Below are 22,895 nucleotides of genomic sequence, written 5' to 3'. Positions count from 1 at the left end.
GTTAGTGATTAGTGATAAGTAAAGGAATGGCACGAGATAAGAAATATATAGCTTTGTGGAACGTCATGAAACGGGAAGGCCGACGGCTCGTTTCCCGTCCGCTGTACCTGTTCTGCATGGTGATAGCGCCGTTGTTCTGCTACGTGTTCTTCACAACACTGATGGATTCGGGGTTACCGGTCAATATGCCTGTAGGGGTAGTGGATCAGGATATGACATCCACTTCGCGCCAATTGATGCGAAACCTGGATGCATTTGAGCAGACCGCCATCGTAGCCCATTATCCTACTATCAACGAAGCACGTGCCGCCATGCAGAAAGGAGAAATCTACGGATTCTACTACATTCCGAAAGGTACCACCGCCAAGGCGCAATCTCAACGACAGCCTACCGTATCGTTCTATACCAACAATACGTTGCTTATCGCTGGTTCTCTGCTCTACAAAGATATGAAGATGATGAGCGAGTTGGCATCGGGAGCCGCCGCACGCACCAGTTTGTATGCTAAAGGTGCTACGGAAGACCAGGCTATGGCATTCCTGCAGCCCATCGTCATCGATACACATCCGCTGAACAATCCGTGGCTGAATTACTCCGTATACTTGTGTAACACATTTGCACCAGGTGTATTGATGCTGCTTATATTTATGATAACGGTTTACTCCATCGGTGTGGAAATAAAAGACCGTACCGCACGCGAATGGCTGCGCATGGGAAATAATTCCATCTACATCTCCCTTGCCGGAAAGCTATTGCCGCATACGGCTATTTTCTTCCTGATGGGGATATTATATAACGTATATTTATATGGCTTCCTGCACTTCCCCTGCAACAGTGGCATCATGCCGATGCTTCTTGCCACCCTCTGCCTTGTACTGGCTTCGCAAGGGATGGGTGTACTGATGATAGGTACATTGCCTACCCTGCGTCTGGGACTGAGTTTTGCATCCTTATGGGGGGTGCTTTCATTCTCTATGTGCGGACTATCATTCCCAGCTATGGCCATGCATCCGGTTCTGCAAGGATTAGCCAATCTGTTCCCGCTGCGTCACTATTTCCTGATCTATGTAGATCAGGCCCTGAACGGTTATCCGATGATTTATTCATGGATAAACTATGTGGCGTTACTTATTTTTATGATGCTTCCTTTCTTTGTCGTACACCGGCTCAAAGAAGCGTTGATTTATTATAAATACGTGCCCTAATGAAACATCTGACGTTCAAACAGAAAGTAGTACAAGGTATCCACGACCTATTCTATATCTGGATACGGGAATTCCGCACGACCTTTCGCGATCAGGGTGTGCTCATCTTCTTTGTGCTTGTCCCGTTGGTGTATCCACTGATTTATGCTTTCATTTATACCAATGAAACCATACGGGAAGTACCTGCTGTGGTAGTGGATAACTCACGCAGTTCGTTAAGCCGCGAATACCTGCGCAAAGTGGACTCCAGTCCGGAAGTGAAGATTGTATCTTATTGCGCTGACATGGAAGAAGCCAAACTGATGCTGAAAGATCGTCTGGCTTATGGCATCATCTATATACCTGCTGAATTCAGTGAAGATATTGCACGGGGAAAGCAAACACAGGTCAGTCTGTATTGCGATATGAGCGGATTGCTTTATTATAAATCTCTGCTGAACACCAATACCAGCGTGTCACTGGATATGAATGCAGATATCAAAATGCAACGTGCCGGCAATACCACCAACCGCCAGGATGAGATTACCGCCTATCCGATAAAATATGAAGATGTTACCTTATTCAACCCCGCAAACGGTTTTGCGGCTTTCCTGATACCTGCGGTATTGATACTGATTATTCAGCAAACCTTACTGCTGGGTATCGGACTTTCTGCCGGAACAGCCCGCGAACAGAATCGTTTCAAAGATTTGGTTCCTATCAACCGCCACTACAACGGCACATTACGTATCGTACTGGGTAAAGGCTTAAGTTATTTCATGGTGTATGCACTTGTATCCGTATATGTGCTCTGTGTAGTGCCACGCCTGTTTAGTCTCATCCAGATAGCTCAACCGGGTGTACTGACCCTCTTTATGTTGCCTTATCTGGCAGCATGTATTTTCTTTGCCATGACAGCTTCTATTGCCATACGCAACCGTGAAACCTGCATGTTAATATTCGTCTTCACATCCGTACCCTTATTGTTCCTTTCAGGTGTTTCCTGGCCGGGAGCCGCTATGCCGGATTTCTGGAGATACTTCTCTTATATCTTCCCGTCCACTTTCGGCATCAATGGCTACGTACGCATCAATAGCATGGGAGCTACACTCAACGAAGTAGCCTTTGAATACCGTGCATTATGGATACAGGCAGGCCTCTACTTCCTGACTACTTGCTGGGTATATCGTTGGCAGATTATCCAGAGCAGGAAGCATGTGATTGAGAAATATAAAGAGTACAAGAATAAATAATAATTTCAGGAGATTATTATCCATTCTGCAGGACATCTTCTTTCTCCGGAGCAGTAGGCTCCGGCCTCCTTTCAGGGGCAAACGGGTCAAAATAATAAATATCTTTGGTATCCAGCCAATGCAGGAAGAAAGGTAAACGTCGCATAAAACGACTATAATCTTTCCGTCCGACAGGTGTCCAGGCAGCCTCGGCAAGTGCAATAAGACGTGGAAAGATCATAAAATCCAATCGTTTGACATCAGCCACACGTTCTGTCCAAAGTGAATACTGCATACCCATAATCTGGCTTTCGTACCCCTTAAACAGATGTTCTATCGAGCGAGGGAATGAGAAGACATCTTCTATCGGATTATATCCATCCCAGTAACGCCCAACATTGTGTGTGGAATACTGCACAAAGTCGCCATACATCGGACGGCGCGGAGTCATAATAACACGATATCCACTTTCGAGAGCTTTCAATAACTGATACCTACGATCATGACGCCACCACATCACTACTGCTTTATCCGGCGATACACCGGCATCCACAATCTCATCCCACCCGATCATCGTTTTACCTTTGGCAGCAATAATATCTGCCACACGGCGTACAAAATATTGCTCCAATCCGGTTTCGTTCATTAATTGTTTATCTTTGATGAACTGCTGTATTTGTGGATCTGTAAACCATTCCTGATTACCGAAATGTACTTCATCACCTCCAATATGAATATAAGGAGAGGGAAACAAAGTGATCAGTTCATCCAGCACATCACTTATGAAACGAAACGTTTCTTCTTTGCACGGGTGAAAAGTAAAATCTTTCCATCGTCCTTCACCCCCACCAGACAATTCCGGATAAGCACGGCAAGCAGCAGTGGCATGTCCGGGCATATCAAATTCCGGCACAATCATTATGTGTCGTGCAGCTGCATAAGCAACAATATCTTTAATATCCTCCTGCGTATAGAAAGCAGCAGGTGCCGACGGATCATGATAATTCCCTTTGGATCCAACCTTTGTCAACAGAGGATACTTCTTTATTTCAATACGCCATCCCGGTTCATCCGTCAGATGCCAATGAAAAACATTCAGGCGAAGAGAAGCCATTATATCAAGCAATTGCTTGACTTTCTCCTTGCCAAAGAAATGACGGCTCTCGTCGAGCATAAAACCCCGCCACGAATAACGGGGAGCATCATTGATTACACAAGCGCTCGTAGTGCCTTTCCCGGAACGCAAAAGTTGCTTCAAAGTTTCTTCTCCCCGGAATGCTCCGGTTACAGTAGCCGATTGAATAAAAACAGAATCGGGAGTTATCTCCAAACGATAAGCCTCATCAGCCCCCGTAGTGCAATCCGGTGCAATACGCTGTACCACTCGTGACGGAAGTACATTATTTGTCTCAAGTGCCTTATTTTCGGCAATAGACAGTACGAACGCTCCTTTTGCCGGGCGATATTGTGCCGGTTCAGGAATCACATTTTGTGCAGAGATAAAGACTGGCAGAAAAAGACTCACTGCCAACAGGTTAATTTTAGTTGTCATCATTGATATATTTTAAAACAATTTCCCATTTCAAATTCCAGTACCCCACCTTTCACGATCTCATCATGCGTTATCCACAAACGGTTCAATTTCTTACCGTTCAATGATACCGACTGGATATAGATGTTCTGAGGCGAGTTATTATGCGCTATGATTTTGAAATTCTTACCGGAGTAGAAATGCGTATCCAAGTTTATCTCTACGCTTTCGAAAACAGGGCTGGTAATCTCATAACGGGGATTTCCCGGACAAACCGGATGGATGCCCATAGCGGCCAATACATACCATGCCGACATCTGCCCAACATCTTCGTTTCCGCACAATCCCAGAACATCGTCACCATAAGCTTTATCACAAATCTTTCTCGTCCACTTCTGTGTCAGCCACGGGCAAGAAGAGTAATTGAAAAGGAATGGTACATGATGGTTTGGTTCATTAGGATGATTATAATAATCATTCCACAAAAAATCCTCCGGAACATTGGCAAAGAACTCTTCCAATTCCGCATCAAACTTCTTTTGTCCTCCCATCAGCGCTTTCATTCCGTCAATATCATGAGGGACAAACCAACCTTGCTGGAAAGGATTGCTTTCCGTAGTACCCTGATCCTGTGCCGTACGACCTCGCCAAGGCAACCAGCCTCCACCCTTCACGCGGGCACGAAACCACTGCACGCTGTCACACCACACATTCCGGTAAGCTTTGGCACGCTTTTCATATTCAGCTGCTTCTTTCTTTTTGCCCAAGGAACTCATGAGTTGTCCTAAGCACCAATCCGTATAAGCATACTCCAACGTATGGGAAAGACTGCCGGGAGTATATCCCAGGTCTCCATTACCAAACTGCTTCTGTGTATTCGCAGCATATTCAACGGCTTTCTGTACATCATACTCCCGGATCCCCTTTTCATAGGCATCCGCCAGCACCGAGATAGCGGGATTTCCCAACATACAGCCGGAATATGCATTCACTACTTCCCAACGCGGGTAATACTCCTTCCCACTTAATTGCGCAATCTGAATCAAAGAGTTTATCTCATCATTCACCAATCGGGGATTAATCAATGTTTGCAATGGAAACTGGCTACGGAATACATCCCAACCGCTAAATACAGTACGATAAGTAAAATTCCCAATCTGGTGAATCTTCTTATCCGCACCTATATATCGGCCGTCACAATCAGAGAAGCAACGTGGATCGATCATTGTATGATACAAAGAGGTGTAAAAGATAGTCTTATCCCTTTCGCTTCCCTCAACCTTCACCGAAGAGAGTGCCTGATTCCACAGATTACGTGTATTTTCTTTTACCCGCTCAAAATTCCAGTCCGGAATATCCTGTTCCAGATTGCGCTGGGCACCTTCCATGCTGACAAACGATATACCGCACTTCAGTTGCACCTGTTCGTCTTTCCGGGTAGGAAACTCTGTATAAAAGCCCAAGTGCTTTCCCTTTGCTTTCCCGGGAGCAGGTATTATCCGAGCATCCTTAATATAGTTGAAATAGGCCGGATTATCATTGGCATCATTCTTTCTGCTAATACCCTCAGGAATAGAAGCACTCCAAACACCGTATTCCGTCAATGGGCGATCGAAACAGCAATAGAAGTAAACGGTATAATCAGATTTACCCGAGCCGTTTCCCCAACCTCCACAAGCGGGCGTGCATTTCATCCATCCCCGAATCGTATATTCGTCTACTTTTTCCACATACTGTTCATCGGATGTGCCACCAATTCTACGGGCCAGATCGATCTGGATACGTGACTTTTCCGACTCCGGATATGTGAAACGCAGAATCCCCGAACGAGGTGCGGATGTCAGTTCCACTTTCACCTGATAATCTTGCAAGTATACCGAATAGTATCCGGCCTGTGTAATCTCCGTATCATGAGAATATCTGGAACGGTAACCTTCCTCCGGTTTATTTTCGGTTCCCTTGAATGTCCGTAATGGTCCGGTGGTAGGCATTACCAGAAAGTTTCCGAAATCACCATACCAGCCGATACCGCTTAAATGCGTAAAGCTGAAGCCTTCGATAGTAAAATGATGCCACGAATATCCGGGACCATTATCGCCACCGGTTTTAGTATCCGGACTCAACTGTACAAGTCCGAAAGGAGTACAACTTCCCGGAAAGGTTTTCCCCAATCCATGCCCCGACTTTCCGGCCTCTGCCGAAGTTGAAGCACCAATAATCGTATTGACATAATCCACCGGCTCTTTTTGAGCAAATGACAAAATAGAAAAAGAAATCAATAAAGCCGATAGCCAAGACCTGCCATGTTTCATAGAATAATAAAATAGAAAAAATTACCGGATATGTTTTTTAATTAACGGATATAATACTTCCGCATAGCGCATAAAGCCCAGATCTGTAAAATGAATACCATCAACAGTAGCCTCACCATCGTGCCCGATGATATCCTTTGAAGAAAGAAGATAGATATTCTTCTCACCCGTTTTCTTCATTGACTGGAAAATAGCCGCAATCGTTTCATTTTTAGCTTTCACTTCCCGAGCAACCCTTTTATCAAAACGGGAATGAGTGAAAATAGGATCTTCTACAAAAAGTATAGGAGTATCGGGATGTTTGCTGCGAACGATAGAGTAAAATTTCTCCGCCCGTTCTTTCATCTGTTCCACTGTGGCGTTAGGAAGGAAATCAAGCACAAACATGGAAGCATCGACCGTAGCTATAAGTTCCGCAATCTCCAGATCGAGCAAAGCATTACCGCTAAACCCTAAATTGATACATTCACGATTGAGCCAACGTTCCAGAATATTTGTATGGGCCATTCCGGGACGGGAAGCACAACCACCCTGCAAAATACTGGTCCCATAAAAAACAACGGGCTTCTCACGTACCGGCAAATCAACAGTAGGCTGGTCAAGCGTAGAAAGGCTATCCACACCGATTGCCAATGAGGTGACCCCGTCATACAAAGAAAGATATAAAAGATATTCCCGTTCTTCAGGATCCATATTCTTCACGATAGTAGCCTCATTTACCTTTCCCTGAGGTCGCCCACTACCGGCAAAGACCCACTTACCATCTTGCAGGCAATATAAATCCAATCCCTTGATTCCGGTAGGAGTCATGTGGTTCATGCTTCTGTTATCCCTCACTTCCCACTTTGCCCCAATGCATGTAGAGTTGGAACGGAAGCGCAAAGCAAGCCCGGCACTATTGCGTCCCAATTCCCAAAGCGGTTTGCGGGAAACAGATTCCAAAGAAGCCGGAAGGCGTTCGTAACGGGTAAGAGTAGCATCCGTAGCTTTACCTAACAACGGATAAGCGGAAGCATCGTGATAAAGAAGCTGGGCATGAGTAGAAGCTGCCAGCAGCAATCCGAAAATTAAAGCTTTGGTTCTCATGATTTAATAGATATTAAGATGACCCAAAGTTACACTGAAAAACTACATTTTTCATTCGTTTTACATCAATTAACAAGCAAGATGTTCTACAAATACGAAAGATTCGTAACTTTGATAAAAACTATATAGTATGAAAAAACTCAATTTTCTCCTTAGCAGTCTGCTACTATGCATGTGCTGCACCATTCAAGCTAAAAACAAAGTGATTGAACAACCTCCGTTCGTCGTAAGTAGCACCACCTCTATTGAAGTCAGCCAGGTCGAAATCAGTGACACGGCCACAGTCCTGCACATTTTTGCCAAATACCGGCCTAAAAACTGGATAAAGATTGCTTCGGGAAGTTACTTGCAAGATAATAACGGAAAGACTTACCAACTACGTTCGGGCATAGGCATCACGCCGGATGCAGAGTTCTGGATGCCGGAATCCGGTGAAGCTGAGTTTCAGCTGGTGTTTCCTCCCCTTCCCGCCTCCGTTACATCCATCGACTTCACAGAAGGTGCCGACGTTGAAAATGGATTCAGTATTTGGGGAATCCAGTTGAAAGGCAATAATCTGCCGAAGTTAGTACTGCCGAAAGAGGCTGTTATCCATAAAGCAGACAAAGAAACTGCCCTGCCAGACCCTGTCATCGAATATGGTAAAGCTACCTTGAAAGGTAAGTTACTGGATTTCCGTCCCGGCATGTTCAAGACCATGACTCTGGTATCATGGGAAAGTGCCAAAGGCGATATATCGGAAGTGCTGGTAGATATCCAACCGGATGGTAGTTTCAGCAAAGAAATATCCTTGGCAAGTACCACTCCCGTCTCCATATATATGTCCGGCAGCTCACCCCTCCAACTATTTATGGAGCCGGGAAAAACGACTGAAGTATATATCAATTTGCGTGAGATCTCCCGCCGCCGGTCTAAATTCCATAGCGAGGAGAAGCCTTACGGAGAGATTATATACATTAACGGCCCCTTAGCAACCGTTGCACAAGAATTGAACCAGGATATGCCCGGTACCAATGTACAAGATAAAGTATATAAGGATATGAAGGCATTTGCCGGTATGGATATAGACACTTACAAATCAAAAGTACTGGAGTTGTCTGCTGAAGTGCAAACGGAAATAGATAAACTCCCATGCAGTCTGGCAACACGTCAAGTACTCACCATCAACAATAAGCTGTCCACAATTGGGTTATTGCGTTTAGCTGCAAATACACTGACATCAGCTGCCATACAGACCAATCAGATAACACGCGAAGAAGCTCAAAAATACTTTATGGAACGGGCACAGAAAATACCGGCTGATTATATTCCAAATGCTAACTTTGCAATACTGAACGATCTGCAAGCCATCCTGTCCAGCAATTACTCAAATATCGTAATCGGTTACTATCAGAAAAGTGATGACCTTGCCAAAACTTGGGGAACAGACAACGGCATCTTCTTTGACATCGTCCGGGTTATTCCTCTTTATCAAAGCATCAAGAATTTCACTCCGCTGACTGAAGAGCAAATTAGCACAATCAATACTTTCCCTTCCGCTTATCGTGAAATGCTGACTGTGGCCAATGATGAACTCCTGGCAAAGATTGAAGCCAATAAGAAAAAGACGGGATTCACAGTAAATGAAGCTGGTGAAGTCAGCGATGAAGACCTCTTTGCTTCCATCATCAGTAAGTTCAGTGGTAAAGTGTTATTGGTTGATTTCTGGGCTACCTGGTGCGGTCCATGCCGCATGGCTAACAAAGAAATGATTCCAATGAAGGAAGAATTAAAAGATAAGGATATTGTGTATTTGTATATCACCGGTGAGACATCTCCGTTGAAGACATGGGAAAATATGATTCCTGATATTCATGGTGAACATTACCGTGTGACAGCCGCCCAATGGAATTTCTTAGGCAAGAGTTTCAATGTTTCAGGTGTTCCCACCTATCTTATTATTGACCGCGAAGGAAATATAAAATACAGACAAGTAGGTTTCCCCGGTGTTAAAACGATGAAAGAGGAGCTTCTGAAAGTAACTGACCAATAAGGCATTTAGATTAATTAACTCACTGTTCATTGTATTATTACGAAACTTTCGTAGATTTGTAGTGAATTCATCTAAAAACTTTTATTCCATGGAAAAATTAACGATACAAGAAGAAGAAGCAATGATCTACATTTGGGAACTGGGCAGTTGCTTCGTAAAAGACATTGTTGCCAAATATCCCCAACCGGCACCTCCCTACACTACGATAGCTTCCATCGTCAAGAACTTGGAACGCAAACAGTATGTTACAGCCGCACGGGTAGGGAATACATATCAATACACACCCGCCATTCGTGAAAGCGAATACAAGCGTACCTTCATGAGCGGCTTCGTGCGTAACTACTTTGAAAATTCTTATAAGGAAATGGTTTCTTTCTTTGCCAAAGAGCAGAAAATTTCAGCCAATGACCTGAAAGAAATAATCGATATGATTGATAAAGGAAAAGAGTGAAGACTTATGTTTTTTGATTTCTGACTTATAACATCTGGAGTAAGGGGGATATTTCATAAATCAAGAAGCGCATAAATCATAAATTATAAATCATAAATCAAAAGATGTTGGCCTATTTTCTAAAAATCAACGTAGCTATTGCGCTATTTTATGCGTTCTACCGGCTATTTTTCTATAAAGACACGTTCTTCACGTGGCGCAGGGCTGCTTTGCTCTGTTTCTTTGCCATTTCTGCCGTTTATCCGCTGCTGAATATACAGACATGGATTACGGAACAGGAGCCTATGGTAGCCATGGCTGATTTATATGCCGACATCGTTTTACCGGAATTTACGATAACACCGGAACAGGCAACTTCCGACTGGAAAACTCTCCTGCTCCAAACGGCCGGTTTTGCTTATTGGGGAATGGTAATCGTATTAGCGATCCGCTTCCTCATACAGTTGGCTGGCATTATCCGGCTGGCTTTCCATTGCCGGAAAGCAAAGATAGGAAATACCCATGTACATTTGCTCAGACAAGCAGGCGGGCCTTTTTCCTTCTTCCACTGGATTTTTATCCATCCGGCTTCACATACAGAAGATGAACTAAGCGAAATATTAACTCACGAACAGACTCATGCCAACCAATGGCATTCCATTGATGTTCTTGTCAGTGAGATTGTATGTACATTTTGCTGGTTCAATCCTTTTGCCTGGCTCATGAAACGGGAAATTCGCACCAATCTGGAGTATCTGGCGGACAACCGTGTACTGGAAACCGGGCATGACTCTAAATCCTATCAGTTTCATCTGTTAGGATTATCACACCATAAGGCTGCAGCAACTATCTATAACAGTTTTAATGTATTACCTTTAAAAAAACGCATCAAAATGATGAATAAAAAGAGAACCCGAGAAATAGGGAGAACTAAGTATCTTATGTTCCTCCCCTTGGCAGCCTTACTTATGATAATCAGCAACATTGAAGCCGTGGCCCGTACCACGAAGGAGATGGCGAAAGATGTCATAGAAGCTATGGAAGAGAATCTGGCGTCAAATGCAACGACGCCGGAGATGGAAGTTGCTACTGAAACGGCACCGCTGGAAACACCGGCACCGCAACAGGACAAAGACAAACTTGTGAACTACAAAGGAGTAGTAGTGGATAAAGACGGAAAAGCAGTGGAAGGCGCTGAGTTTTTCATTGATGAAGACCACAAACTACCACAAGGTCAATCGTATATCACGGGAAAGAACGGTAATTTTTCTTTCAAAGCATTCGAAAATGCTAAAATGATAGTAATTTGGAAAAAAGATGGAAAAATGATGGGAGTACCCGTCACTGTCAACAAAGAAAACAACTCCAACATGAAGATTGTCATGGATAGGGAATGGCTAAATCCACCAGCCGATGATCCTGATAATCCTGTATTTGAAGTAGTGGAACAAATGCCTGAATTTCCGGATGGCGGCATGTCAGGTCTGATGCAATTTTTATCGAAAAACATCAGATATCCGGTAAATGCACAGAAAAATGGTACGCAAGGACGCGTTACTGTACAATTTGTTGTAAATGCAGACGGAAGCATCTCCAACATAGGAATTATCCGTGGAGTAGACCCGGAATTGGATGGTGAAGCGGTACGCGTTATCAGCACAATGCCAAATTGGAAACCGGGTATGCAAAAAGGAAAAGCTGTACGGGTGAAATATACAGTTCCTGTCATGTTCCGCTTATCGGATAATGGTCAAAAAGAGGAGTATAAGCCTGTACCTAAAATTGATGAAACCGTTGTCGTGGGATATGTTCCCAAACAAGTCCCTGCAGAGGAAGACCCGGTTTTTGAAGTGGTTGAAAATATGCCTGAATTTCCCGGTGGTATGGGAGGGCTGATGCAATATCTGTCTAAGAATATCAAATATCCGGTAGAGGCACAAAAAGCAGGAATCCAAGGACGAGTCACAATGCAAGTCATCATTGATAAGAACGGTAATGTAACCAATCCCAAAGTTACCCAGCCCGTAGACCCCTTATTGGATACAGAAGCAATTCGCGTCACCGCAAGTATGCCTAAATGGAAACCTGGTACACAAAGAGGAATGCCGGTCAACGTAAAATATACATTCCCTATCGTATTCAGATTACAATAAAACAACTTCCTTTCAACATTAATTCTCTCTCACATAAAGATTATCTGCAATGTCCTACTCCTGATTTTTAACAGCACAATCAAGAGTAGGATGCAGATAACCATTTATTTATGCATCTTCACTACTTCTGTCGGTGCCATCTCCACATTCCGCTTATCTACCTGGCGAACCACGCTTGCCGCTAATTGCAGGAAAGCGCGTCCGGTCACGGTATTCTCGTCAAGCGCTACCGGAGTACCCTTATCACCACTTTCGCAAATGCTTTGTACAATAGGAATTTGCCCCAACAAAGGCACATTCATTTCTTCCGCCAGCTTCTTGGCACCTTCCTTTCCAAAGATATAGTATTTATTCTCCGGAAGTTCGGCAGGTGTAAACCAGGCCATATTCTCTACCAAACCGAGAATAGGCACATTCACCTTATCATTGATAAACATGTTGATACCTTTGCGGGCATCTGCCAATGCCACAGCCTGCGGTGTACTGACTACGATAGCTCCTGTCAGTGCCAATGTCTGAACCACTGTCAGGTGAATATCACTCGTTCCGGGAGGAAGGTCGATTAAGAAATAGTCAAGCCCTCCCCAATTCGCATCCCCTATCAGCTGTTTCAAGGCATTGCTTGCCATGCCGCCACGCCACAACGTAGCCTGATCAGGATCAACGAAGAAACCAATAGAAAGCAATTTGATACCATACTTCTCAACCGGTACAATCAGGTCACGACCGTCTACGTGTTCAGCATAAGGACGCGCATCCTCCACCTGAAACATCTTCGGCATGGATGGTCCGAAAATATCGGCATCCAACAAACCAACTTTGTAACCCAACTTCGCCAAAGATACTGCGAGGTTAGCAGCTACCGTTGATTTACCTACGCCACCCTTACCGGAAGAAACACCGATAATATTCTTTACTTGAGGCAATAATTTGCCTGGTTCGGGACGTGCTGTCTGTTTGCTTTCCGTAGTAATGGTTATTTCTACCTCATCAGATACATACGTATGAATAGCCGCCTCCGCTGCCTTTATTACAGATTTCATGAAAGGATCGGTCGGTTTCTCAAATATCAGTGAGAAACTAACTTTCATCCCGTCAATACGTAAATTATCGGCAATCATTTCCGCCTCAACCAGATTCTTTCCGGTACCGGGATATCGCACTGTGGCCAGTGCATCTAAAATTAGTTTAGGATAAAGTGTCATTACTCTTTTTTTATTTTGAAGTTTGCAGCCCACTCCGCTTACTGCGGTTATAACTGCGATACTCATCTAACTCTATTTCCACATCGGGTTCGTGCAGTTCGCCTTCCTTCGGCAGATGGAACTTGATATACTTGATGTTCAATCCACGGTCCAACCACTGTTGCTCGTAATAGGTTTTGATGCTGAGAATTTCATCAGCCATGCCGGAGTGATACAGATCTTCTGTCAGCACATCCATCGGAAGATGATTTTCCTCGATCATACAACGGGTATAAGTGAACATAAAGTTACTATCTGTCTTGAGATGAACAATACCATCCGGTTTTAGGAATTTACGATAACGTTCCATGAAATAAGTGGAAGTAAGGCGCTTGGTAGCTTTCTTCATTTGCGGATCAGAGAACGTCAACCAGATTTCACTCACTTCATTTTCCGAGAAAAAGCGGTCGATTATTTCAATGTTCGTACGCAAAAAGGCAACATTCTTCATGCCTGCCTGTAATGACTCCGTAGCACCGGACCACATACGGGAACCTTTAATATCCACTCCGATAAAATTCTTATCAGGAAACAATCGTCCCAGCCCGACGGTATATTCACCACGTCCGCAACCTAATTCCAAAACAATGGGACGGTCATTCCCGAAGAATGACTCGTTCCATTTTCCTTTCATCTCAAAGGGCACGTTATCTACTGCTGAATAAGGATATTCGAACACATGCGGATAACTTGCCATATCGGCAAACTTCGCTAACTTACCTTTACTCATGCGTTATTCCACAATGGTTACCCAGCCATGCGTGTCAGGTTCGTCACCATATTGAATACCACGCAATTTGTTGTACAACTTCGTGCAGACAGGTCCCGGTTTGCCGTCCTTGGCTATTACATAAGAATGTCCGTTTTCAGGATCATCTATGCGCTCAATCGGGCTAATCACCGCAGCCGTACCACATGCACCGGCTTCCTCGAACGTAGTAAGTTCTTCTTCAGCCACCGGACGACGTTCCACCTTCATGCCCATATCTTCGGCCAACTGCATCAAGCTCTTATTGGTAATGGATGGCAGAATGGAAGTAGACAGAGGAGTAATATAAGTATTATCTTTTATTCCGAAGAAGTTGGCAGCGCCGCACTCGTCGATGTACTTCTTCTCCTTTGCATCCAGATAGAACTCTGCGGAATACCCTGCCGCATGTGCTTCGTGGCTGGCACGCAAGCTAGCTGCATAGTTACCACCGATTTTATAAATACCAGTTCCAAGCGGAGCAGCACGGTCATACTTACGTGTAATGACATAAGGAGTAGCTGCAAAACCGCCTTTAAAGTACGGACCTACCGGAGTAACAAATATCAGGAACATATATTCATTGGAAGGACGCACCCCCACCTGTGCCCCGGTTCCAATCAGCAACGGACGGATATAAAGGGAAGCACCGCTCTCGTAAGGCGGTATAAAGCGTTCGTTCATTTTCACCGCTGTCAGCACAGCTTCTTTGAAACGTTCTGTCGGCAATTCTGCCATCATGATACCACGACACGTAGACTGCAAGCGGGCAGCATTCTCTTCCAAACGGAAAATACGCACCTTACCATCTTTGCCACGGAATGCCTTTAAGCCTTCAAACGCTTCCTGTCCATAATGCAGACAGGTAGCTGCCATGTGCAGATTAATAAGTTCGCTACTGCTGATTTCAAGTTTTCCCCACTCACCTTCGCGGAAATTAATTCTCACATTGTAATCTGTCTTCATGTATCCGAATGACAGATTAGACCAATCTATTTCTTTCATATCTCAAAGTATTAGTAATCTCATTACGTACATTCTGCAACAAATTTAGTCTTTATTCTTCACTTTCCCGCTTCTCCGACAGTAATTTTTCGATTTCCTTGTCAGCTTTGGTCAATTTATCGCTGCAAAACGCAATAATCTCATTCGCTTCCTTTATTTTTTCGGCAAGCGCATCAATTTCCAATTCATTATTGTCTATTTGACGGACAATCTTCTCCAAGCGTTCCATGGCTTGGGAATAGGTTTCTTTTTTCTTTGAAGTAGACATAGGAATATTTTATGATTTATGATTTACGACGGAGGTCACTTCACCCCGGTAAAAACGGGTGAGTATTTCATCTTTTTCATTCAAGAGGGTGGCATCTTTCACTACTTTTCCATCTTTCAAAGTAATGCTATAGCCACGGGCAAGCATTTTCTCTGGCGAAGCATCTACAAGACGCTGCCGCAACAAATCCAGGCGATGCTGCTGGCGCGCGAGAGAGGTTGTAACAGCCTGTGAGATATCCTTCCGGGCGGTAAGCAATGCAAGCTTGGCATCAGATACGCGACGGACAACAGCAGAAGGAATACGGTTTCTATACAAGGCCAGCCTTCGATGTTCCTCCGTCAAACGGGAAATCACGCTGTCGTGCAATTGGGTGATAAGCACTTCCAGTTCATCAGCAGCAAGATCCATGCAATTTATAAGATACTCTGCAGCAGCAGTCGGGGTTTTCACACGGGTGTGCGCCACAGAATCGAGTACCGTATCATCTCTTTCATGCCCTATTCCGGTAATTATAGGCAACGGAAATTGGGCACAAGCGGCAGCAAGCAAATACGTATCAAAACCGGAAAGATCGGAAGTTGCTCCACCGCCACGGATGATGACTACGGCATCAAAATCATTCTGACGACTTAAGATTAGATCCAAAGCTGCTAATACAGATTCTTCTACCCTATCGCCTTGCATCAGAGCGGGAAACAATTCTGTATAAAAGAAAAAGTTTCTGGGATTATTCTTTAACTGATGGCAAAAATCACCATAGCCTGCGGCTGTTGGAGAGGATATCACAGCAATGCGTTGCGGCAAAGTTGGCATTTCCAACTCTTTATTCAGCGTCAAGACACCTTCTTCTTCCAGTTGCTTCAGTATTTCCCGACGACGACGTGCCATATCTCCTAACGTATAAGTAGGATCGATATCCTGTACGGTCAGACTATAGCCATAAAGCTCGTGAAAGCTGACAGTAACCTGAACCAGCACCTTAATACCGGAAACAAAAGCCTGCCCTGTTGCTTCTTCGAAATAAGGTTTCAGCAGCCGATAGACATTCGACCAGATAGTACCCCGCGCCTTTGCAACCAGACCATTGCTACGGGGGTCTTTCTGAATAAATTCCAGATAGCAATGCCCGGTACTGTTCGTTCGCACATCACTCAGCTCTGCCTGTACCCAATATTCATCAGGCAGGCATTGTTCAAGACTGCGGCGCACCAAGGCATTAAGTTCCAGTAAAGATAATGCTTCCATATTGTTCAGCTACGAGTGACAAGCTACCATCTACAAGTGACGAACTACGAGTAACAGCTTGTAATCAGTTATTTATTATTTGATTTATAATCATTATATGCCTTCCACATATCAGGTACTCCATATCCGTAGATATTATCCGGGAAACCGGCACGGTCACCGGATCGGCGCACCAACTCAATCACTTCTTTTGCCGTCAACGTCGGGCAAGCCTGCCACAAACATGTTACCATACCGCACATGATAGGCGAAGAAAAAGAAGTACCGTTAGCCCGTCCCTGGTTACCATCCGTACGGATCACATCCGATCCAACTCCTACCGCAACCACATCCGGCTTCACACGATGATCTGCCGTATTACCTACGGAAGAAAAAGTAGCCAGCACAGCTCTCTTGTCAATCGCTCCTACCGTCAACACATTATCAGCATCTCCCGGAGGAGTGATCTTTTTCCAGGAACCTGCACCGGAGTTGCCGGCACTGCACACCAGTATCATTCCTTTATCTGCAATATGGGAAGCCTGGCGTGACATCAATGCATGACGTCCATCCAGATCGCGATATTTATAATTCTTCGATTTATCATCAAAAGTGTAGTATCCCAAAGATGTATTGATTACATCCACTCCCACGCTATCGGCAAATTCAACCGCAGCCGACCAATAATCCTGTTCTACCAGATGTTCCGAATATTCATCCTCACTGCGAAGCAACCAAAAAGAAGCTTCGGGAGCCGTCCCCGTCATTATATCAGGTCGGTTCATACCTATACAGGACAGTACACTCATCCCATGGCTGCTTTCTGCAAAGATATCAGCCTGCTGGTTTACAAAATCCTTTGTACCGAGAATACGGATATTCTGCATAGCAGTAATCTTATCGACATTATGGAATCCGGCATCAATAACCGCAATTGTCATACCCTGCCCTTTGAAGCCCGCTTCGTGTAATTTGTCACCGTTGCTCATCTGAATCTGAGTGATAGCACGCCCATAAATGCTATCCGGATGTATCGTCGGTTGGTTCAACACAGAATCACGTTCCGTCGCCATCGATGGTTTGCCGGCACCGGGAGAAATCCAGACTTTCTCTGTTGAAAGCACAAAAGGCAGTGCCGCAATACGATCAATCAGAGTCGTATCGTTGCAGGACACCGTTACAAAATTATCCCATTTTCCCGTTACCACAATCTTCACTCCCTGTTTGCGGATTTCATCTATATATTTACGGCATACCGGGAGATCTGTAGAATCAATCGGAAGGTTCTGCTTCCGGCGGCGCTCAATCGCTTTTGCCGACAAGTATTTCTCCGGTTTTTTTAAAGAATATTCTGTAGCAGCTTTATCTTTTAAACTAATGCGATACTTCAATGTATCTTGTTGCGCCGATGCCCCTGTTGCAAGCAGGGCAATGGCTAAAAAGGATATTAATTTTCTCATTCTATTATTTTATTACTTATTCATTTTCTGAAATAACCAGCCCGATACCCCGTTGGGAAGCAATGAAAGAACCACCTACTACCCGCCTTCCAATATAGAATACAGCCGACTGACCGGGCGCAATAGCCGATGCCTCTGACAGGAAATGTACAAACAACCGCCCATCTTCCAGCCTTTTCACCGTACAGGGAATCGGCTTGCTTCGGTAACGGATGCGTACCGTCAAATCGGAAGCCGAAAAGAATTCCTGCTCATCAATAAGATTATCCTGTTCGGTTAACATATATTCTGTCCGCAATTGTTCGGCATCACCCAGCATCACCGTATTTTTCTGCGGATTTATCTTCAACACATAAGCCGGTTTCCCTAAAGCTATTTCCAGCCCTTTCCGTTGTCCAATGGTATAATAAGGAAAACCTTTATGCTCTCCCAACTTCACTCCTTCGGAACTGACGAACCATCCAGGACCAATTGCACTATCTATTTCAGGAGAATGTTCGCGCAGAAAGTCCCGATAATCACCTTTGATGAAACAAACCTCCATGCTCTCTCCCTCTTCCGCCTTCAGTTGATAACCTTTCTCACGCAGATATTCCCTCACTTGCAACTTCGTATAGGTGCCCAGCGGAAAAATACAACGCCTCAGCACATCCTGTCCCAGTCGCCAGAGGAAATAAGACTGATCTTTCTTATCGTCATCTCCGGCCACTATATATATCTTTCCATTCTTTTCTTCCAGACGGCTATAATGCCCGGTAGAGATAAATGCGCAACCTAGTTTGTCTGCCCACTCTGTTAGTATGCGGAATTTAAAGGTAGGATTACACATCACGCAAGGATTTGGAGTCCGCCCCTGACAATATTCATCAATAAAGTTCTGCACAATTACTTTGCGAAAAGCCTCACGTTCATCAGCCACATGGTGTTCGATACCCATACTGCCGGCAAGTTGCCGAGCTTCCACAGGTTCGTCTCCCCACACCCACATGGTCAATCCGACTATCTCATACCCCTGTTCTTTCAACATCAGGCAAGTGGCAGTACTGTCTATACCGCCGCTCATACCCACCAATACTCGCTTATCAGGACTGTTCATTTTTAGATATTCATTCTATTAGCTTACAAAAATAGATGATTTCGGGGAGAAGAAACAGAAAAGGCATACCTTTTTCACATGACTTCACATCATTCTCTTTGTTTCTCCCTACCTTTCCGTACCTTTGCAGCTACGAAAAACTTACGAGTTGTATAACTGGAGCAGCATAAGTTATACAACTGGAGTCGCATGAGTTGTACAACTCGTAAATTCTCCGTAGTAAGCAAAAATAAGAATAGTAATAAGTTCACAGCTTAGAAGTCAGCGTATCTAAAGTCTATTTCATGGCAGACCGCAACTTGCTCAAACGTCTCAAGAAAATAGACTGCTATCGCATACCATTGAGCTATTATCTTCCCAAAGAACTGTTGACACCCGAAATTCTGGAAGAAGAAAAAGGATTGAAAGAGGAAGGAATTATATAAGATATATACATAGACTTTAAACAAAATGAGTTTGCCATAAGCATTAATAACTTATGGCAAACTAAAGATTACATCGGCACAATAGTCACTCCCCACCGATACTCTTGGTTAGCAGGAATAAGATATTGTGAATCGGGGATAGCTCCCCAACTGTCATACCCGCCTACTCCCATTTGTTTCATATCAATGCAGACTTCCACAAAATTCTCAGGCGTTATATCATTAATATGAGTCTGGCGCGGTCTCACATTTTTAGCTGCTATAGTGTCATGTTTCAATTCTTCTTCGTTGCGGTTGAGCCATTGATAATCTCGCAGAATGGCCTCTTCACCGTCAAAGTCCTCTATTGAATTGCGCAATGCGGTAAAGCCCATTGTATGGTCAGCATAAATTGTCAGCCCTTTACCATTCTTTTCTTTCAGAGTAAGCCAGCGGGTATCGGTACGGTACCCATTCTCCTGTGGCCGTACATACGGAAAATACATCTGCTCGGCAGTATTTTGGAATAAATCTACAGTTACCCCGGCATTGCGATCTATGTAATTCTCTTCCGGACCACGCCCGAAATAGGTAATTAAGTTCATATCCACGAACAGACGGAAACGCATTCCAATACGTGGTACCACAAGTTCCGATCTTCTTTTCTGAATATCCTCACTACCTAAAGTAAAAGGATCTATTTCTACCTCTGCATCTCCTGTCCGATTGGTTTTCTGTTCCACAGGGGTAAAAGTATAATCAGCCTTTATTACACCGGAAGGATAGATACGATAAGTGACAATATATCTGTTCCCGACAGGTAATAAATAGTCAACAGTCAGTACGGCATCTTTACCATCCATTTTTACATTCGCATCTGCAACCTTGAAGTCTTTGCTGGCCTGTTTCCACGTTTGTAATCGTTTAGGCGACTGACTTCCATAATCATTGTCATTGGGTGCACGCCAAAAGTTGGGTTGAAAACCAAAATTATCCGTAAAATATTCAGTGCCGTTCATTCTATAGGAAGTAACCAGTCCTTCTTTCTTGTTAAATACAAAATTGACTTTTGACGATGCTACTTTCAACAATTCGTCTTCTACACTACAACTTAACGCCGGCCCATCAACTTTGTAAATACGCGCCAATGACTCTATTGGTAAACGAATTTGTTCTTTAGCTATTTCATAACCTACAGGAATTAACGCTTCCTGCTGAGTAGTCGTCACACTGAATTCTACAAAATATTCAGTACCCACTTTTGGTTTCAATCCACTCACATTCACGTTCAGTAATTTACTATCCTGAGGTGCAATATCCAAACATACTTTGCCGCTACGAATCGTTTTCGCATTTTCTTTCACCTTATAATGAATCACATATTTCTTCAGATTCGTAAAATAAAATCGATTCTTGACGATGAATTCACCACGGGCCAGATCTATAGCCTCAACAGCTATATTCTGATGCACATATTTCACTTCGCTATAAGCCGGGTGAGGAGTGCGGTCAGGGTTGACAATGCCATTACAACAAAAGTTACCATCGCTCGGCATGTTTTTCCCAAAATCTCCTCCATAAGCCCAGAATGAACGTCCTTTTTCATCTTGGGTTAGAATCCCCTGGTCCACCCAATCCCAAATATATCCACCTTGCAGATTGGGATACTTATAAATAGCTTTCCACTGATCCCAAAGACTACCGGTAGAATTGCCCATAGCATGTGCATATTCGGATGGAACTACCGGACGGTCACTTCCATTCTTTCCGATGTTTTCCAACCAGCCTGCACTTGGATATTGCGGAACGTACAGGTCTGAGTTCCACTCCCACTGAGCACGTTCATAATTCACCGGACGATCCATAATATCCTTGTCCGCCTGCTTCATCCACAAATAGGTCTGATAAAAATTATAGCCGTTCCCGCCTTCATTTCCCAATGACCAGAACGTTAAAGAAGGATAGTTCTTATTACGTTCGAACATATTAATCGTACGATACATGTGAGGTTTCAACCATTCGGGGTTATTCCCCAATGTACCACCTTTTCGTAAATCATAGCGCATGCCGTGACTTTCGATATTGGCTTCGTCATAAACATAAAAACCATATTCATCACACAATTCGTAAAAACGCCGGTCTTGTGGATAATGGCACAAACGGACTGTATTGATATTGGCACGCCTCATCAACTCAAAATCTTTACGCATCAACTCTTCGGTAAGATAATGCCCGGTTTCCGGATCATGCTCATGAACATTCACACCTTTCAATTTCAACGGTTGTCCATTAATTAACAAAACCGTGTAATTCTTCCCATTAGCAGACTTTTGTTCTATTTCCTTGATTTCAATACGACGGAACCCCACATTAAATGGCACCACCTCGCTTGTTTTACCATTCTCCCTGACAATCATCATCAACTTATACAGATTCGGAACTTCTGAGGTCCAAGTTTCCACATCCGGCAATTGTCGCTCAAAAGTCACCGTGACCATACCTTTCGATTTCATGGACACATTCTTTTCTCCGGTAGCAACCACTCTGCCTGAGTGGCCAATCAATTCATATCCAATAGTCAGATTGGCATTAGTATCCTTATGATTCTTTAAATCAAGGGCCAAACGGAAAATCCCATTCCTGTAACTGTCATCTAAAGTAGAAGTTATGCGGAAATCTTTTATGGAAGCTTTGGGCTGCGAATAAAGAAACACGTCACGCTCAATCCCGCTCATACGCCAAAAGTCCTGACACTCCAGATAAGAACCGGTACTCCAACGAAATATTTTCAATACAAGTGTATTTTCGCCTGATTTCAGATATCTATTAATCAGATATTCCGCCGGATTCTTTGAGTCCTCGCTATACCCTACCTCATACCCGTTTATATACACATAGCATCCCGACTTAGCACCTGCAATATGCAAATAAACGTCACGCCCTTCCCAATCGGTTGGCAGAGTGAACTCCTTACGATAAACACCCACCGGATTTTCTTCCGGCAATTGAGGTGGCTGCGGATTACTTGATTGAAACTCATAACACTGATTAGTATAGATGGCGGTTCCATACCCCTGTATCTCCCAATTTCCAGGCACCTTGATACTCTTCCATCCGACCGCAGCAGCCGTAGTATCCACAATATCAGCCGGAAGCTTCTTATAGGAATCCACATAATAGAATTTCCAAATACCATTCAAAAGTTTATAATACGGGCTTTCTTCATACCGCCCGGTCATAGCCTGCGCACGGTTGGCATACGTCATAAAAGAAGTTCGGGGATCTTCCGTATTTACAGAAGTCGTCTGAATATCTTTCCAATAAGGCAGATGCGAGTACTTGAATGAACGCGAAGGCACTCTTCCACGTCCTTTCACAAGAATAGAATCTCGAGTAATTTCTACTGTGGAGTATGCATTTTGCGTTTCCGTCTCTATCATGCCTTCCTGGGTAATCATCGGGATTCCTTTGTAATATCCAAAT

Annotated in this window: 17 protein-coding genes; 6 read left to right on the top strand and 11 right to left on the bottom strand. The window is 44.0% G+C overall.

Annotated elements, in window-relative coordinates; all coding sequences use genetic code 11:
* Window positions 1–26 precede the first annotated feature (26 nt).
* Together K429_RS0102105 and K429_RS0102100 are read left to right on the top strand one after the other, a co-directional pair.
* On the top strand, window positions 27–1,205 hold the full coding sequence (locus K429_RS0102105; RefSeq protein WP_007210521.1) for an ABC transporter permease: 1,179 nt from the start codon (window positions 27–29) through the stop codon (window positions 1,203–1,205).
* Window positions 1,205–2,437 (top strand): ABC transporter permease, encoded by a 1,233-nt coding sequence (locus K429_RS0102100; protein WP_025725882.1) that lies wholly within the window; start codon window positions 1,205–1,207, stop codon window positions 2,435–2,437. Before K429_RS0102105 ends, K429_RS0102100 begins: the two co-directional genes overlap by 1 nt.
* A 16-nt stretch (window positions 2,438–2,453) precedes the next feature.
* Here the strand turns inward: K429_RS0102100 and K429_RS0102095 are convergent, their stop codons facing one another.
* From K429_RS0102095 to K429_RS0102085, 3 genes are read right to left on the bottom strand one after another with little or no spacing between them, the layout of a single operon-like run.
* Complete coding sequence (locus K429_RS0102095) at window positions 2,454–3,968, bottom strand: beta-N-acetylhexosaminidase (RefSeq protein WP_025725881.1); 1,515 nt, start codon at window positions 3,966–3,968, stop codon at window positions 2,454–2,456.
* Complete coding sequence (locus K429_RS0102090; RefSeq protein WP_025725880.1) at window positions 3,968–6,259, bottom strand: GH92 family glycosyl hydrolase; 2,292 nt, start codon at window positions 6,257–6,259, stop codon at window positions 3,968–3,970. The genes K429_RS0102095 and K429_RS0102090 overlap by 1 nt, the downstream gene beginning before the upstream one ends.
* Before the next feature lie 21 nt (window positions 6,260–6,280).
* A complete protein-coding gene (locus K429_RS0102085; protein WP_025725879.1) occupies window positions 6,281–7,345 on the bottom strand; it encodes an SGNH/GDSL hydrolase family protein in 1,065 nt (354 codons plus the stop codon).
* Window positions 7,346–7,475: 130 nt separating this feature from the next.
* On the opposite strand from K429_RS0102085, the gene K429_RS0102080 reads away from it, so the two are divergent.
* The 3 genes from K429_RS0102080 (at window position 7,476) to K429_RS0102070 (ending at window position 11,960) form a co-directional block, all read left to right on the top strand.
* Window positions 7,476–9,377, top strand: a complete 1,902-nt coding sequence (locus K429_RS0102080; RefSeq protein WP_025725878.1) for a TlpA disulfide reductase family protein — start codon at window positions 7,476–7,478, stop codon at window positions 9,375–9,377.
* Between the two features lie 88 nt (window positions 9,378–9,465).
* Window positions 9,466–9,828 carry a BlaI/MecI/CopY family transcriptional regulator gene (locus tag K429_RS0102075; RefSeq protein WP_025725877.1) on the top strand — a complete coding sequence of 121 codons (363 nt, stop codon included), beginning with the start codon at window positions 9,466–9,468 and terminating at the stop codon, window positions 9,826–9,828.
* Window positions 9,829–9,932: 104 nt separating this feature from the next.
* Window positions 9,933–11,960 carry a M56 family metallopeptidase gene (locus K429_RS0102070; protein ID WP_025725876.1) on the top strand — a complete coding sequence of 676 codons (2,028 nt, stop codon included), beginning with the start codon at window positions 9,933–9,935 and terminating at the stop codon, window positions 11,958–11,960.
* A gap of 104 nt (window positions 11,961–12,064) precedes the next feature.
* Here K429_RS0102070 and K429_RS0102065 read toward each other — a convergent pair whose 3' ends face one another.
* From K429_RS0102065 to mnmA, 7 genes are all read right to left on the bottom strand, one after another.
* Complete coding sequence (locus K429_RS0102065; protein ID WP_025725875.1) at window positions 12,065–13,165, bottom strand: Mrp/NBP35 family ATP-binding protein; 1,101 nt, start codon at window positions 13,163–13,165, stop codon at window positions 12,065–12,067.
* A gap of 10 nt (window positions 13,166–13,175) precedes the next feature.
* Window positions 13,176–13,934 (bottom strand): tRNA (guanosine(46)-N7)-methyltransferase TrmB, encoded by a 759-nt coding sequence (gene trmB / locus K429_RS0102060; protein ID WP_007210511.1) that lies wholly within the window; start codon window positions 13,932–13,934, stop codon window positions 13,176–13,178.
* 3 nt (window positions 13,935–13,937) lie between these two features.
* Window positions 13,938–14,957, bottom strand: a complete 1,020-nt coding sequence (locus K429_RS0102055; protein WP_007210510.1) for a branched-chain amino acid aminotransferase — start codon at window positions 14,955–14,957, stop codon at window positions 13,938–13,940.
* 52 nt (window positions 14,958–15,009) lie between these two features.
* On the bottom strand, window positions 15,010–15,225 hold the full coding sequence (xseB, locus tag K429_RS0102050; RefSeq protein ID WP_007210509.1) for an exodeoxyribonuclease VII small subunit: 216 nt from the start codon (window positions 15,223–15,225) through the stop codon (window positions 15,010–15,012).
* Between the two features lie 9 nt (window positions 15,226–15,234).
* Window positions 15,235–16,473: an exodeoxyribonuclease VII large subunit gene (gene xseA / locus K429_RS0102045; RefSeq protein WP_025725874.1), complete on the bottom strand. Its 1,239-nt coding sequence runs from the start codon at window positions 16,471–16,473 to the stop codon at window positions 15,235–15,237.
* A gap of 68 nt (window positions 16,474–16,541) precedes the next feature.
* Entirely contained in the window at window positions 16,542–17,912 is a 1,371-nt protein-coding gene (locus tag K429_RS0102040; RefSeq protein WP_025725873.1) for a S8 family serine peptidase, read from the bottom strand.
* 16 nt (window positions 17,913–17,928) lie between these two features.
* Window positions 17,929–19,008, bottom strand: a complete 1,080-nt coding sequence (mnmA, locus tag K429_RS0102035; protein WP_007210506.1) for a tRNA 2-thiouridine(34) synthase MnmA — start codon at window positions 19,006–19,008, stop codon at window positions 17,929–17,931.
* A 284-nt stretch (window positions 19,009–19,292) separates the two neighbouring features.
* On the opposite strand from mnmA, the gene K429_RS28360 reads away from it, so the two are divergent.
* Window positions 19,293–19,433 carry a hypothetical protein gene (locus K429_RS28360; RefSeq protein WP_174518101.1) on the top strand — a complete coding sequence of 47 codons (141 nt, stop codon included), beginning with the start codon at window positions 19,293–19,295 and terminating at the stop codon, window positions 19,431–19,433.
* A gap of 68 nt (window positions 19,434–19,501) precedes the next feature.
* Here the strand turns inward: K429_RS28360 and K429_RS0102025 are convergent, their stop codons facing one another.
* Window positions 19,502–22,852, bottom strand: a complete 3,351-nt coding sequence (locus K429_RS0102025) for a glycoside hydrolase family 2 TIM barrel-domain containing protein (protein WP_369796070.1) — start codon at window positions 22,850–22,852, stop codon at window positions 19,502–19,504.
* Between the last annotated feature and the right edge of the window lie 43 nt (window positions 22,853–22,895).

It is taken from the genome of Bacteroides sp. 14(A), assembly GCF_000526555.1.
GTDB classification, from domain to species: Bacteria; Bacteroidota; Bacteroidia; order Bacteroidales; family Bacteroidaceae; genus Bacteroides; species Bacteroides cellulosilyticus.
Note: the sequence above shows the minus strand (reverse complement) of the source record. Positions and strands in the feature narration are given on the sequence as shown.